The sequence below is a fragment of the Xanthomonas sp. NCPPB 2586 genome (genome assembly GCF_041475775.2).
Taxonomy (GTDB): domain Bacteria; phylum Pseudomonadota; class Gammaproteobacteria; order Xanthomonadales; family Xanthomonadaceae; genus Xanthomonas; species Xanthomonas campestris.
Map to the genome: position 1 here is coordinate 1662850 of NZ_CM192981.1, position 13589 is coordinate 1676438.

Here is a 13589-nt window from a genome sequence, read left to right on the forward strand (position 1 = left end):
GCTGGCGGCGTCTTCCAGCGGCAAGCGCAACCAACTTGTCCTGAGATCAGCCGTCGGTGGAGAAGTCCCCGCAGGTGCCCGGTTGCCTGACAGACCGGTGCGCACATGTCCGAGGCGTGCGCACAGGAAAACCCGATCCATCCCCGCGCTTTGCGCAGGCACGCCGGTCGGCTAGATTCGGGTGATCGGCCACGCTTGGACGATCCGCCACTGCGCGGCCATCTGCCAGGATCTCCACCGCTCGTGACCCCACCCCCTGTTGCACTGATCCAGAACGACATTGTCGTGTTCGGTCTGATCGCCGCCACCCTCGGCGCCGTGTTCTGGACATCCGCCCGCGAACGCGGCCCCTGGCAGCGGTTCTACGCAGTGGTGCCGGCCTTGTTGCTCTGCTATCTGCTGCCGGGCATCTACAACACGGTAGGGCTGATCGATGGCGCCAACACGCGGCTGTACAACCCGATCGCCCGCGACGTGCTGCTGCCGGCCGCCCTGATCCTGCTGACCCTGAGCATCGACCTGCGCGCCATCCTGCGCCTGGGCCCCAAGCTGGTGGCGATGTATCTGGGCGCATCGCTGAGCATCATGCTGGGCGCGGTGGTCGCGTTCTGGGTGATGCGCTGGCTGCACCCGGCCACCGTGGCCGGCGATACCTGGGCTGGCATGGCGGCGTTGGCCGGCAGCTGGATCGGCGGTGGCGCCAACATGCTGGCGATGCGCGAGGTATTCGCGGTGAATGCCAGCACGTTCGGGCAATTTGCCGTGGTCGATTTTGGCGTGGGTTATGTGTGGATGGCGGTGCTGATCTTCCTGGCCGGGCGCGCCCGCAGCATCGATGCGCGCAGCGGCGCCGATACCCGCGCACTGGATGCCTTGCAGGAGCGCATGGCGCGCTTCCAGGCCGAGCACGCGCGCATTCCCAGCCTGTCGGACCTGATGGTAATTGTGGCCGTGGCGCTCGGCGGGGTGGGCCTGGCGCATGCGCTCGCCAACCCCTTGGCCGGCTGGTGCAAGGTGAACCTGAGCTGGGCGCGCCAGTTCAGTCTGGACACGCCGTTCGTGTGGGTCGTGGTGCTGGCGACCAGCCTGGGCCTGCTACTCAGCTTCACCCGCGCACGCACTTTGGAAGGCGCGGGCGCCTCGAAGATCGGGACCTTGCTGCTGTATTTCCTGATCGCCTGCATCGGCATGCAAATGGACCTGCTGGCCTTGCTCGATCGCCCGTGGCTGTTCCTGCTCGGGCTGAGCTGGATTGCCGTGCACATCGTGCTGTTGTTGGGCCTGGGCCGCCTGCTGCGGGTACCGTTCTTCTATTTCGCGATCGGCTCGCAATCCAACATCGGCGGGCCGGCTTCCGCGCCGGTGGTCGCTGCGGCCTTCCATCCCGCGTTGGCGCCCGTGGGTGTGCTGCTGGGCACCATGGGCTATGCCACCGGCACCTACCTGGCGTATCTGGTCGGCATTACCTTGCGGGCGATGGCCGGGGCAGGTTAACGCTGCCTTGCCGGCGTCATGGAGCGATTGCCTGCAACAGCTCCATGAGCTCTGCGGTGGGCTTGGTTGACCGCAGTAAACAGATGGTCACTTGCTGGACCTTCCCGCACCGCACGCGTCCACCTGACGAGGATTGCATGCGGCACGGTTTGCCAAGCAGCTTATTGCTGGATCACCCGGCGCTGCTCGTCCTGCTGCTGGGCCTGCGGATGCGCGTGCTGCTGGTTGTGCTGCTGCAGCTGGCCGACATTGGTCTGCGCCGGTTCGTTGGCCGCGGCCGCCGTCTGCACATGGCTGCGCAGATGGGTGGGGTCGTCCATGCGGCCCTGCACCGCGATCAGGCTATCGCCATCGCGGTTGGGCACCAGATGGTCGATCCGCTGCAGGCCGTCGTTGCCTGCACGCGCGGCCACGCTGGCGGCGGTGTTGAGAAACGCGGTGTCGTCGCGCAGCCCCAGCCGCTCGCGTTGGCCATCCAGTTGCACCACGGCATCGTTGAACAGCTGGCTGCCCGGCTGCAGCGACGCGCCGCGTGCCTGGTCGGGCGATTGCATGTCCTGCGCCTTGATCACCGAGTCCATCCCGTGCAGGTCCAGGCGGTGCTTGAGCATCATGCCGGGTACCAGCCGCTGCCCGAACGACAGCGGGTCCGGCTCCGGCAATTCGATCTGGTGGCCAGCCGCATTGGGCATCGTCCACTTCAGCGGAATGCTGTCTTCCTGCAGATGGGTGAGGATTTCGTTCTTGACGTGGTAACCGCGAATCAACTCCTCGCTGGCGTACTGCTTGGCTGCCGACGCATCCAGGCCCTCGCGTTCGAGGGTACGGTCGTTGACGCCGGCCGCGTTGTACGTCACCGCGGGAATGTCGTTGACCATGGCCGATGCCGATGCCAGACCACCGCCCAACGAATGGCCGGAGATCACCACCTGGTCGCCGAAGGCGTGTTTGGCCTGGCTGCCGAGCTGGATTGCCGATGCATATTGCGCATCGTCGAAGCCCAGGCCCTGGCCGATGTTGTGCTTCCAGTCCTTGCCTTCGTCGGTTCTGCAAAAACCGAGTACCACCTGGCCTTGATCGTTGCGATAGAACGCGGCATCGAAGCCGCTTTTTGCGTCGTGCAGCAGTGCCGGATCGATGCCGGCCTGCTGCAGCGCACTGTCGTCCATGCGCGACCAGCCGTTGGCCAGCGGCGCGAAGGTTTCTGCGCCGCCTTCGCGGCGTTGATTGGCAGTGGCATAGAGATCTTGCAGCAGCTCCGGAAATTGCCGGTCCTGCGGCTGCGGTTGTTGTCCGCGCATCGACTCTGCGAACGGAGTGGATGCGGCGGTGGAGGATGTGGGTTCTGACGGGGACATGCGCGGTTCCTTGCGTGCGTCGTGCGGAAAGCGCGCTTAGCGGCTGCTTTCCACGGGAATGTTGTGAGCGCTCAACCATGCGCGCACATCCGATCTGACCTGTTGTCCGGTGGCATTGAGCAGACGGTCCGGCGTGGTGAAGAAATACGCCTGGAAGGTCTTCTGCTGTGCATTGCGCACCGTGGGGTTCACACCGGCCTTGAGCAATTGCAACACTGTCGGGCTGGAGGCGCCGCTCTGCGCGGCCAGATGCAGCAGGCTGTTACCGGTATGGTCGACGCGCTGCACGTCGGCGCCTGCGTCGAGCAACAGGCCGATCTGCGCATCGCGCTTGCTCTGCACCGCGCGGAACAGCGGCGTCCAGCCGGCACGCGCGCTGACCACGTCGATCGGTGCCTTGTGCTGCAGCAGAATCTTCAAGTATTGCGGGTCCTGCGCCATGGCGGCCATGTGCACGACCGTTTCCTGGTCCATGCCCGGCAACGCCGGGTCCGCGCCTGCATCGAGCAGCGCGTCCAGGGCGCGGGGTTGTTCGTTCCAGATCGCCCATTCCAGCAAGGTCACGTTCTGATCGCCATGTGCGGCCAGATCGACGGTGGGGGCGAGCGTTTTGATCCGTGCGATGTCGCCGTGCGCGATGGCGTTGGCGATGTCGGTCAGACCGGGGTCGCGGAAAGCGACGGCATGGTCCTGCAGCGTAGCTGACATGGTGGTTTGCTCCTTGGCACCGGGCGAGGCGGTGCATGAGACCGCGAAGAACGAGGTCGCAAGAACGAGCAGGGTGGGGAATCGCGTCTGCATCGAAATCTCCTTCTCCTGATCGCATTCCTGATGACGCTGCGGCACGTCCCGCCACAGCGGGGCCGATCCTACCAGCTGTAAAAATCGCAAGCGGTAAGATTTCGTGACATAGGCGCGTAACCGGGCGTCTGGCTGGGTCTGCTTGGCGACTGACCTTGCCGACGGGCGCGCGGGCGTCTTCGTCCCCTGTGCGGGCGCTGCGCCACAGCCGACGGTCACGACCGGGTCGGCATAATGGCGCTTTGCAAGCAGATGGGTGCAATGGCGTACGAGCTACTGATCAGTGACTGCGATGGGGTTCTTGTCGACAGCGAAATCCTGGCCGACCGGGTAATGCGTGAGGCGCTGGCAGCGTTCGTGCCGGCCGAGCCGTTGGAACATCTGCTGGAAACCACGTTCGGGCAGACCACGCGCGAGGTATTGCGGCGGGTGGAAGAACACTTTGCGCTGCAGTTGCCGGAAACCTTGCTGGCGCAGATCCAGGCGCGCAGCGAAGCCTTGATCGCCGCCGAGGTGCAGCCGATTGCGGGCGTGCGACAGGCGCTGGAGCAGATCCCGCTGCCGCTGGCGGTGGCCTCCAATAGCCGCCGCCACAACGTGATTGCATCGGTGGAGCGGGCCGGGCTCACGGCGCGTGCGGCAGGGCGGATCTTCAGCGCCGACATGGTGGAGCGGCCCAAGCCCGCACCGGATGTTTACCTGCTGGCCGCGCGCACGGCCGGTGTAGCACCGGAGCGTTGCCTGGTCATCGAAGACAGCCCCACCGGTGCGACCGCCGCGCTGGCGGCCGGCATGCAGGTGCTGGGCTTTACCGGTGCCAGCCATATTCCGCAAGGGCACGGCGACACCCTGCGACGGATCGGCGTGCTGGAGGTGTTCGACGATATGCGCGATTTGCACGCATTGTTCGAGCGGCTCGCGCAAACGCGCGCTGGTTGAGGGTGTCGCGTCGTTGCTTCGTTTGGCTGCAGTCAGTGCTTGGATCAAAAGTCTGGTCGGTCGCGCGTGCGGTGCCCTCACCGCTTGCGGGACACGCCGCAAGTACCTCCCTGTAGGCTCGGTGGCGGCATCCATGCCGCCACACGGTCCCGCAAGCGGCGAGGGCACCGCACCAGAACGTTCGTAGGTCGCTTTGTTGAAAGCCTGCCTGTTAGTCGTCGCGTTGCGACGCTGATCGGACGCGCCGTCAGTCGCCGTCATCCAAAAAACGCGCTTATTGCGCTGCGTGCAACCATGCACACCGACACGCCTGACTGGTCCTTGCCCGCTCACCGTCGCGGGACCTTACGCGGCATGGATGCCGCGTAAGAGCTTACAAGGACGTACTTGCAGCGTGTCCCGCGATGGTGAGCGGGCAAGGGCCCTGCAGCCAAGCCACAGATCAGCCTGTCCAGCTTGCGACGTGTCCCGCGACGGTGAGCGAGCAGGCTGTGCAGCCAAGCCGCAGATCAGCCGCTCTACCTTGCAGCGTGTCCCGCGACGGTGAGCGGGCAAGGGGGCCTCCACCCAAGCCGCAGATCAACCGCTCTGCAGCCAATCTGCCGCACCGTCCAATCGCATAAAGAAAACCGCATTTCGCGTCCACATCAACGCAACAGGGCGCGATTCGCATCGCGCCCTGTTGCGTGTGCATCTATCGATCACGATTACCGATCAACAGCAGCGGAACCCGCCCTTGCCGCCGTAACGCGCTTCCTGGCGTTCGCGGAAAAACGCCGGGTAGTCCATGACCGGTTTGTCCGGATGTTTCTCCAGCATGTGGCGCACGTAGTTGTCGTAGTCCGGGATGCCGCAGCACAGGCGTGCGGTCTGCACCAGGCGGCGCCAGATGCGGCGATGGGCCTGGTATTGGCTGGCAAGAACGAGTTGAGTGCCCATTACAGATCCGCCATCTGGTGTGGCTGCAGTGCCACGTACGGGGTTTCGCGATCGCTGCGCTGCGGGCTGCGGCGGGCGACCACGATCGTTTTGACTGCGTAGATCAGGATCGAGCCCACCACGAACAGGAACAGCACCGTCAGCCCGGTGTTGACGTAGGCGTTGGTGACGATCTGCTGCATCTGCGGCACGGTCTTGGCCGGTGCGGTGATGGTGTTGCTGGCGATGGCGGCCTGGAACTTGTGCGCCTGCGCCAGGAAACCCTGCGCCGGGTTGCTGTCGAAGATCTTGATCAGCCCGGCGTAGGTGGTGCACAACAGCAGCCACAGCGCCGGCACGATGGTGACCCAGGCGTAGCGGTCACGCTTCATCTTGAACAGCACCACTGTGCCCAGCATCAACGCGATGCCGGCCAGCATCTGGTTGGAGATGCCGAACAACGGCCACAGCGTCTGGATACCGCCGAACGGATCGATCACGCCGGTGTAGAGCAGGTAGCCCCACAGCGCCACGCAACCGGCGGTGGCGATGATGTTGGCGGTCCACGATTCGGTCCTCTTCAGCGCCGGGATGAAGTTGCCCAGCAGGTCCTGCAGCATGAAGCGGCCGGCACGCGTGCCCGCGTCCACTGCGGTGAGGATGAACAACGCTTCGAACAGGATCGCGAAGTGGTACCAGAACGCCATCGTGTTCTCGCCCGGCAGCACGTGGTGCAGGATCTGCGCGATGCCTACCGCCAGCGTGGGTGCACCACCGGCGCGCGCCAGGATGCTGTGCTCGCCGATGTCGCGCGCGGTGGCTTCCAGCACTTCCGGGGTGATTGCAAAGCCCCATTCGCTGACCTTGGCAGCCACTTCCACGGGATCGCTGCCGACCAACGAGGCCGGGCTATTCATCGCGAAGTAGATGCCGGGTTCGATGATCGACGCGGCCACCAGCGCCATGATCGCCACGAACGATTCCATCAACATGCCGCCGTAGCCGATGTAGCGCATGTGCGCTTCGTTGGCGAGCAGCTTGGGCGTGGTGCCGGAGGCGATCAACGCATGGAAGCCGGATACCGCACCGCAGGCGATGGTGATGAACAGGAACGGGAAGATGCCGCCCTTCCACACCGGGCCATCGCCGCTGGCAGCGAACTGCGTGAGCGCCGGCATCTTGAGGTCGGGCATCACGATCAGGATGCCGATCGCCAGGCCCAGGATGGTGCCGATCTTGAGGAAGGTGGACAGATAGTCGCGCGGTGCCAGCAGCAGCCATACCGGCAGCACCGAGGCGATGAATCCGTAGCCGATCAACATCCAAGTGATCTGCTTGGCGGTGAAGGTGAAGGCCGGGCCCCAGGTCGGGTCGGCGGCCACCTGGCCACCCAGCCAGATCGCACCCAGTAGCAGGATCAATCCCACCACCGAGATCTCGCCGATTTTGCCGGGGCGGATGTAGCGCATGTACACGCCCATCATGATCGCGATAGGCATCGTCGCGATCACCGTGAACATGCCCCACGGGCTCTCGGCCAAGGCCTTGACCACCACCATCGCCAGCACCGCCAGGATGATGATCATGATCAGAAAGGCGCCGAATAGCGCGATGGTGCCGGGCACCTGGCCCATCTCTTCGCGCACCAGGTCGCCGAGCGAGCGGCCGTTGCGGCGCGTGGACAGGAACAGCACCATGAAGTCCTGCACCGCGCCGGCCAGCACCACGCCGACCACCAGCCACAGCAGGCCGGGCAGGTAGCCCATCTGCGCGGCGAGCACCGGGCCGACCAAGGGCCCGGCGCCGGCGATCGCGGCGAAGTGATGCCCGAACAGCACGTGCTTGTTGGTGGGCACGTAGTCCAGGCCGTCGTTATTGGTCACCGCCGGCGTGGCACGGGTGGGGTCGAGCTGCATCACCTTGTCGGCGATGAACAGGCCATAGAAGCGGTAGGCGATCAGATAGATCGACACCGCCGCCACCACGATCCACAACGCGTTGATGTGTTCGCCGCGCCGCAGCGCCACGGTGCCCAGGCAGAACGCGGCCAGCAGCGCCAGCGCGCCCCAGGCCAGCTTCGAGATACCTTTCATGCATGCCCCTCAGGAACGATCCCGCTAAGGGTCCTCCCGCCGGCTGTCCGCGGTCAATGGTGCCGCCCGGGGATCGGGTAAGCCTTTGGTCGTATGGTGTCTGGCATTGCAGTGCGGCATTGCGCCTGCGCGCCGCGGCGTTTTGGAACGGTCGGTTGCACGTGTCGCGATTGGGCGCCATGCCAGCGGCCTCCATCATGCAAGGCATCCACTTGCGCACAGGGAGCGTTCGATGAGCGACACCACCACCTCCACGGCGGCACACGTGCTGCGGACCATTCGCGGCATGCCCACCTCCGACGGTGCCGGGGTCAAGCTGACCCGCGTGATCGGCACACCGCAGCTGCCGGCACTGGACCCGTTCCTGATGCTGGACGAGTTCGGCACCGAACAGGCCGAAGACTACATCGCCGGCTTTCCGAGCCATCCGCACCGTGGCTTCGAGACCGTCACGTACATGCTCGACGGGCGCATGCGGCACAAGGACAACCACGGCAACGAAGGCCTGCTGACCCCGGGCAGCGTGCAGTGGATGACCGCCGGGCGCGGCCTGATCCATTCGGAAATGCCCGAACAGGAATCCGGGCGCATGCGTGGTTTCCAACTGTGGGTGAATCTGCCCGCGCGCGACAAGATGAGCGACCCCAAGTATCAGGAATACGCGCCGGACAAGATCCCGGTCGCGCATCCGGCTGCGGGCGTCACGGTCAAGGTGATTGCCGGCGCGGTAGGCGATGTGCACGGGCCGATCGTGCAGCCGGCCACCGAGCCGGTGTACCTGGATATCGCACTCACGCCGGACACGTCCTGGGACTATCTGCTGCCCGCCGGCCACAACGCGTTCGCGTACGCCTTCGAAGGCGCGGCCACGGTCGGCGAGGGCGAGGGCGCACGCCCGTTGCCGGCGCAGGAGCTGGCGGTGCTGGGCGGTGGCGAGCGGCTGCGGCTGCAGGCCGGTGCTGCCGGCGCGCGCTTGATCCTGGTCGCCGGCCGGCCGATCAACGAGCCGGTGATGCGGCATGGCCCGTTCGTGATGAACACCAAGCAGGAATTGATGCAGGCGTTCGTCGATTTCCAGGAGGGGCGGTTTTGAACCGGGGCGGGTTACCGCGTGGGAGAAGCGCACATGAGTGATCGCGCCGTCAGTGTCGTCACCGGCACGGTGCCCTACACGGTCACCATCCATGATGGCCAGCACCACTGGATCGGCGACACCCAGCCGGCCAACGGTGGCCAGGATGCGGGGCCGGATCCAGAGGCGCAGGTACTGGGCGCGTTGGGTGCCTGCACCGCCATCACCGTGTCGATGGTGGCCGCGCGCAAGCAATGGCCATTGGCCGCGGTGCACGTGCACCTGCATTACACCCAGCGCAGCGCCGCGGGCACATCGATCACGCGGGCGATCGTGCTGGACGGCGCACTGGACGATGACCAGCGTGCACGTCTGCTGGAGGTAGCGGAGAAGTGCCCCATCCATCGCCTGCTCACCGGCGAGGTCCGCATTGCCACCGAGCTGCAGCCGCACGCGCTGGTGGATGCTGCCAGCGGTTCGACGCGCTAATGCGCATTCAGCGCGCGCTGGCGGATGCCGGCGCGCAGCTGCATTAGCGCATTAAGAGCGGCTAACAAAACGTAGCGAGCAGTCGTCAGGTGGGTGCGGACGGCGCGGAGGAACCGGAGTGTACGTCGGTACATGCCGATTCCGAGCACCGGCCGCGCCCGCCTGGCGGCTGCGCAGTCGTTTTGATAGCTGCTCTAAGTCGTAGCGCGAAGCGATGTGGCTGACCGGCCGCCGCCGGTCTTGCCATCTGCGGGCGTTGTTTAGCGCTGCAGTGCCAGGCTGGCCGGCTGCAGGTCCATGTTCTGCACCAGCGACTGCATCGAGGCCAGTTCTTCGGTGCTGGCGCCGTCGATCCACAGCTGTGCATAGCGCTTCTTGCCCAGCTCCACCACGGTGACGCGGCGTGATTCCATGCCCGGGACCTCGCGGCCACCCAGATCGAGCTTGTACCAGTAGAACTCCTCTTCCTGGATCTGGCCTTTTTCCGCGCGGCGGTCACGCGCCAGCGCCATGGCCGGGTCGCGGGTGGTCAGCATCACGCCCACTACCTGGCGGCCATCGGCGGTGGTGGCTTTACAGACCAGGTAATCGGCGCCGGCAAGCTGGGTCCATTGCAGGCCGGAGGCCGGCGGCAATGGCGGACAGACCGGCGCGGACTGGGCATGGGCGGTCACGGCGGCCAACAGCAATGACAGGCCGACTAGGCAGGATGCGGACTTCATTCAAGTGTTCCCCGGCGATGGATGACAATGCGGGGCGCTGTCGTCTTTCGTGCCGCTGCACCGTCTCAAGCTCCCCGCTTGAGCGTGCCGTCCACGCAACGCGCTCCGACTACGCGGGTATCACTACCACAGTTTTGTGGGCGTGCTCAAGATGGGTCGCAGTTGCGTCTGGCATCGCTTGTGTGGCGTGGCACTCCCCTTCCGAGACCTGGCACGGTTGTGTCCGCCAGTGCGAATCCGCGCATGGTTTCAGGGGTAATTGACGGGTTTGGGCGCCGGCGTTTCCGGTAGCGGAATGAATTCCTGATCGTCGCCGGGGATGGTGCCGAAGCGGCCGGCCTGCCAATCGTCCTTGGCCTGTTCGATGCGCTCTTGTGAGCTGGAGACGAAGTTCCACCACAGGTGGCGCGGGCCATCCAGCGGCTCGCCGCCGAGAAGCATCGCCTTGAGGGGGGTCTTGGCGCGCAGCCGGCCGCGCGTACCGGCAGAGGGCACGATCAGATGCCGCGCCGGCACGTCGGCGCCATCCAGTTGCGCCTCGCCTTCCAGGATGTAGAGCGCGCGCTCGGCGTGGCCGGTGTCCAGATCGATCTCGGCATCGGCGTCCAGATCCAGTGCCACGTTGAGCGTGCCGCTGAACACCTGCACCGGCGATTCCTCGCCATAGGCGCGGCCAGCGATCACCCGCAGCCACACGCCGTTGCGGCGCTGTTGCGGCAGGCTGGTGGCGGCGTGGTGATGGAAGGCGGGCGCGGTTTCTTCGGCCGAGCGCGGCAACGCGATCCAGGTCTGCATGCCATGCAGTGCATGTTCGCGTGCGCGCTCGGGGCCCGGCGTGCGTTCGGAATGGGCGATGCCGCGGCCGGCGGTCATCCAGTTGACGTCGCCGGGACGGATCACCTGATCAGAGCCGAGCGTGTCGCGGTGGCCGATCTCGCCCGACCACAGGAAGGTGACGGTGGCAAGGCCGATATGCGGATGCGGGCGGACGTCGATGCCGTGATCGGGCTCCAGCACTGCCGGGCCCATGTGGTCGACGAACACGAACGGGCCGACGCTGCGCGCCTGCAGGGTCGGCACGGCGCGGCGCACCTGCAAGCCGCCGATATCGTGGACACGGGGAGCGATCAGCGTGGTCATGGCAGCGGCTCGTGCAGTGGGCATAGCGGCAGCTTGCCATGCAGGCGGCGGCGTGGGCGCGCTGCAACGCAAGATGGAATGTTCTGCGCGTGCCGCACGTGATGGGGCGATGGGGACGAGCTGGTGTCTGGTGGTGTGCTGCTGCGGCAAGCGGCCACGTTGGTGAATGCCGCACATCCAAGTACCAAAGCTACGAGCACCTGCACGTCGATCTGGTCGGCGTTGTCCAAGCCGCAAGACAACGGCGGCTGCGAGCTGCGAGCTGCGAGCTGCGCGCGAGAAGCTTGAAGTCAGAATCCACACGCCAGAACTGACAAGCCACATCCAACGAACCATGCATTGATGCCCGCAATTGCACGCTTGCCCCGCAGCACGCGGGCTACAGCAACGTCGGCTGCGTCTGCAGCTCGATTTCGCCGCGCCGTGAAGCCAGCCGGTCGGCCAGACGCGTCGGTTCGGGCAGGCGGTAGGTGCGCAGCGTGCGCAGGGTCCAGTCGAGTGCGCCCTGCATCGACACGCGATGACCGGGCGAGACGATCAACGGATTGCAGCGCGGCTTGCTGCGCAGTGCCCAGCCGATCTGCGCACCGGCCAGCAGGATGGGGCTGTGGTCGCCACGTTCCCCGCCGGGTTCGATGAAGGTTCCGGCCAGGCGTTGCTTGGCCACGCCGATGCTGGGCAGGCCAGTGACCACGCCGAAATGCGCGGCGATGCCGAACCTGCGCGGATGCGCGATGCCCTGGCCATCGATGAACACCAGATCCGGCGTGCGCGACAGCAGCGCAAGCGCGCGCAGCAATGCGGGCAGCTCGCGAAAACTCAGCAGGCCGGGCACATACGGCATCGAGGTCGGCACGCGCGCGACGTGGGTTTCCAGCGGCAGCAGCGTCTGCGCATCCAGCAACACGGCCGCCGCGCGCGTGGTCTGGCCCTCATCTTCGAAGCCCACATCGAAGCCGGCCAGTAGCGCAGGCGCGGCGGAAACTTCATCGCGCAGCGCCACGCGCTGGGCCAGTTGCTGCTGCAACTGTCGCGCCTGAGCGACGCTGCCGTCCCGACCTGCGAACACGGGGTCGATGGATGTCTGCATGGCCGCAGCATCGCGCGCACGCCGTAGCGATGCCGTGCACGCCAGGCAGGCATCGGCTGCCGCTACAATCAGCGGTTGATCGGCCCCCCAATCGGAGAACCGTAGTGACCCGCAAACTCGTACTGCTGCGCCATGGCCAGAGCCAATGGAACCTGGACAACCGTTTCACCGGCTGGGTGGACGTGGATCTCACCGAGCAGGGCCGCCAGGAAGCCGCCGCGGCCGGCAAGCTGATGAAGGACGAAGGGCTGCAGTTCGATGTGGCGTACACCTCGGTACTCAAGCGCGCCATCCACACGCTGCAGGGCGCGTTGAAGGAGCTCGACCAGGACTGGCTGCCGGTGCACAAGAGCTGGCGCCTCAATGAGCGTCACTACGGTGGCCTGCAGGGCCTGGACAAGGCCGAGACCGCGGCCAAGCACGGCGAAGAGCAGGTCAAGATCTGGCGCCGTTCCTACGACATCCCGCCGCCGGCCATGGACGTCGCCGATCCGGGCCATCCCGGGCATGACCGCCGCTATGCCACGCTGGACCGCAATGCATTGCCGGGCACCGAGTCGCTGGCGACCACGTTGGTGCGCGTGTTGCCGTACTGGCACGACGCGATCGCCCCGCAGTTGAAGGCCGGCCAGACGGTGCTGGTCACTGCGCACGGCAACTCGTTGCGCGCGCTGTACAAGTACCTCAACGACATCTCCAACGAGCAGATCCTGGAGCTCAACATCCCGACCGGCATCCCGCTGTTGTTCGAGCTGGACGACAACCTGCAGGTGCAGAGCTACCGCTACCTGGGCGACCCGGAAGCGGCCAAGCGCGCCGCCGAAGCCGTGGCCAACCAGGGCAAGGCCAAGTAAGCCGCGCAGCGGGCGTGCACGCAGCACGCCCGCTGCCGGATTGGCCGGTGCTGCCGCCATGCATGAGGCGTGGCGGCGGTGGCCGTGATGCAGCGGCGTGCCTCTTGGCGCGCACTGCCAATGGTGCTTCTTTCTTTGCGAGACATGATGTCCGGCAAACGTAAAACGCAGCAGATGAGTGCCCTGTACTGCCGCAGTTATCTCGCGACCTTGGGCGTGCTGGTGGCAGGAGTCAGTGGTGCGTTTGCCGCGCTGGCAGGCGGCAGTGTCTCTGCAGAAGCCACCTGGCTGGCCTTGCTGGTGTGCCTGGCCGGTGTGCTGCTGGTGGCGTTTGGCCTGTTTGGCCCATCGCGGCAGATGGAGTCCTGGGCGGAGGCAACGTCCAGTCACGATGCGGCGCTGGTGTTGATGGTGCTCGCCTTCCCGGTGTACCTGCTGTTGAAGCCGTTCTACAAACACTCCTAGCGCAGCGGCGCGTTGGAGTGCGATGCCGCAGCGGCTGGATGCGCGCGGTGGTGGACGTTAGGGCGTTCGCCTGTTGTGTGACTTTTGGGGGATCAGCGCAGTGCGCCGATTACCTACTCTTTTCGGCCGCGCGCACGCTGCGGCCCCTGTCCTG

Annotated in this window: 13 protein-coding genes and 1 other RNA gene; 6 read left to right on the forward strand and 8 right to left on the reverse strand. The window is 65.8% G+C overall.

Features of this window, described 5'->3' with window-relative positions:
• Positions 1–243: 243 nt before the first annotated feature.
• Complete coding sequence (locus ACCQ09_RS07020; protein WP_228427990.1) at positions 244–1494, forward strand: DUF819 family protein; 1251 nt, start codon at positions 244–246, stop codon at positions 1492–1494.
• A gap of 161 nt (positions 1495–1655) precedes the next feature.
• On the opposite strand, the gene ACCQ09_RS07025 is transcribed toward ACCQ09_RS07020, so the two are convergent.
• Both ACCQ09_RS07025 and ACCQ09_RS07030 read right to left on the reverse strand, forming a co-directional pair.
• On the reverse strand, positions 1656–2852 hold the full coding sequence (locus ACCQ09_RS07025; protein ID WP_040940961.1) for a Tle-like phospholipase domain-containing protein: 1197 nt from the start codon (positions 2850–2852) through the stop codon (positions 1656–1658).
• Positions 2853–2888: 36 nt separating this feature from the next.
• Positions 2889–3698, reverse strand: a complete 810-nt coding sequence (locus tag ACCQ09_RS07030; RefSeq protein ID WP_016944098.1) for an ankyrin repeat domain-containing protein — start codon at positions 3696–3698, stop codon at positions 2889–2891.
• A 189-nt stretch (positions 3699–3887) separates the two neighbouring features.
• Here ACCQ09_RS07030 and ACCQ09_RS07035 point away from each other — a divergent pair, with 189 nt between their 5' ends.
• A complete protein-coding gene (locus ACCQ09_RS07035) occupies positions 3888–4592 on the forward strand; it encodes an HAD family hydrolase (RefSeq protein ID WP_019237468.1) in 705 nt (234 codons plus the stop codon).
• Positions 4593–5306: 714 nt separating this feature from the next.
• On the opposite strand, the gene ACCQ09_RS07040 is transcribed toward ACCQ09_RS07035, so the two are convergent.
• The gene (locus tag ACCQ09_RS07040; RefSeq protein WP_011037849.1) at positions 5307–5531 is read right to left on the reverse strand and encodes a YbdD/YjiX family protein; all 225 of its coding nucleotides are present in this window, start codon (positions 5529–5531) and stop codon (positions 5307–5309) included.
• Positions 5531–7603 (reverse strand): carbon starvation CstA family protein, encoded by a 2073-nt coding sequence (locus ACCQ09_RS07045; protein ID WP_012437827.1) that lies wholly within the window; start codon positions 7601–7603, stop codon positions 5531–5533. Before ACCQ09_RS07045 ends, ACCQ09_RS07040 begins: the two co-directional genes overlap by 1 nt.
• Before the next feature lie 232 nt (positions 7604–7835).
• Between ACCQ09_RS07045 and ACCQ09_RS07050 the strand changes: the two genes are divergently transcribed.
• Both ACCQ09_RS07050 and ACCQ09_RS07055 read left to right on the forward strand, forming a co-directional pair.
• Positions 7836–8696, forward strand: a complete 861-nt coding sequence (locus tag ACCQ09_RS07050) for a pirin family protein (protein ID WP_019237469.1) — start codon at positions 7836–7838, stop codon at positions 8694–8696.
• A gap of 33 nt (positions 8697–8729) precedes the next feature.
• Complete coding sequence (locus tag ACCQ09_RS07055; RefSeq protein WP_029628899.1) at positions 8730–9164, forward strand: OsmC family protein; 435 nt, start codon at positions 8730–8732, stop codon at positions 9162–9164.
• A gap of 59 nt (positions 9165–9223) precedes the next feature.
• On the opposite strand, the gene ACCQ09_RS07060 is transcribed toward ACCQ09_RS07055, so the two are convergent.
• The 4 genes from ACCQ09_RS07060 to nfi all read right to left on the reverse strand — a co-directional run bounded on the left by ACCQ09_RS07060 (position 9224) and on the right by nfi (position 12116).
• Positions 9224–9298: non-coding RNA, sX9 sRNA (locus ACCQ09_RS07060), on the reverse strand.
• Between the two features lie 126 nt (positions 9299–9424).
• Complete coding sequence (locus ACCQ09_RS07065; RefSeq protein ID WP_011037845.1) at positions 9425–9886, reverse strand: hypothetical protein; 462 nt, start codon at positions 9884–9886, stop codon at positions 9425–9427.
• Positions 9887–10135: 249 nt separating this feature from the next.
• Positions 10136–11026 (reverse strand): pirin family protein, encoded by an 891-nt coding sequence (locus tag ACCQ09_RS07070; protein ID WP_042598162.1) that lies wholly within the window; start codon positions 11024–11026, stop codon positions 10136–10138.
• Between the two features lie 379 nt (positions 11027–11405).
• Positions 11406–12116 carry a deoxyribonuclease V gene (nfi, locus tag ACCQ09_RS07075; RefSeq protein ID WP_228427987.1) on the reverse strand — a complete coding sequence of 237 codons (711 nt, stop codon included), beginning with the start codon at positions 12114–12116 and terminating at the stop codon, positions 11406–11408.
• 104 nt (positions 12117–12220) lie between these two features.
• Here nfi and gpmA point away from each other — a divergent pair, with 104 nt between their 5' ends.
• Together gpmA and ACCQ09_RS07085 are read left to right on the forward strand one after the other, a co-directional pair.
• Positions 12221–12970, forward strand: coding sequence for a 2,3-diphosphoglycerate-dependent phosphoglycerate mutase (gene gpmA / locus ACCQ09_RS07080; protein WP_115001155.1), 750 nt, complete (start codon positions 12221–12223; stop codon positions 12968–12970).
• 147 nt (positions 12971–13117) lie between these two features.
• Positions 13118–13435, forward strand: coding sequence for a hypothetical protein (locus ACCQ09_RS07085; protein ID WP_228427984.1), 318 nt, complete (start codon positions 13118–13120; stop codon positions 13433–13435).
• Positions 13436–13589: the final 154 nt, after the last annotated feature.

What these genes read in the sequence shown, in the direction of transcription:
- ACCQ09_RS07025 (WP_040940961.1), bottom strand. Translation starts at nt 2,852, where the DNA reads ATGTCCCCGTCAGAACCCACATCCTCCACCGCCGCATCCACTCCGTTC.
- ACCQ09_RS07035 (WP_019237468.1), top strand. Translation starts at nt 3,888, where the DNA reads ATGGCGCTTTGCAAGCAGATGGGTGCAATGGCGTACGAGCTACTGATC.
- ACCQ09_RS07040 (WP_011037849.1), bottom strand. Translation starts at nt 5,531, where the DNA reads ATGGGCACTCAACTCGTTCTTGCCAGCCAATACCAGGCCCATCGCCGC.
- ACCQ09_RS07045 (WP_012437827.1), bottom strand. Translation starts at nt 7,603, where the DNA reads ATGAAAGGTATCTCGAAGCTGGCCTGGGGCGCGCTGGCGCTGCTGGCC.
- ACCQ09_RS07050 (WP_019237469.1), top strand. Translation starts at nt 7,836, where the DNA reads ATGAGCGACACCACCACCTCCACGGCGGCACACGTGCTGCGGACCATT.
- ACCQ09_RS07055 (WP_029628899.1), top strand. Translation starts at nt 8,730, where the DNA reads ATGAGTGATCGCGCCGTCAGTGTCGTCACCGGCACGGTGCCCTACACG.
- ACCQ09_RS07065 (WP_011037845.1), bottom strand. Translation starts at nt 9,886, where the DNA reads ATGAAGTCCGCATCCTGCCTAGTCGGCCTGTCATTGCTGTTGGCCGCC.
- ACCQ09_RS07070 (WP_042598162.1), bottom strand. Translation starts at nt 11,026, where the DNA reads ATGACCACGCTGATCGCTCCCCGTGTCCACGATATCGGCGGCTTGCAG.
- nfi (WP_228427987.1), bottom strand. Translation starts at nt 12,116, where the DNA reads ATGCAGACATCCATCGACCCCGTGTTCGCAGGTCGGGACGGCAGCGTC.
- ACCQ09_RS07085 (WP_228427984.1), top strand. Translation starts at nt 13,118, where the DNA reads ATGTCCGGCAAACGTAAAACGCAGCAGATGAGTGCCCTGTACTGCCGC.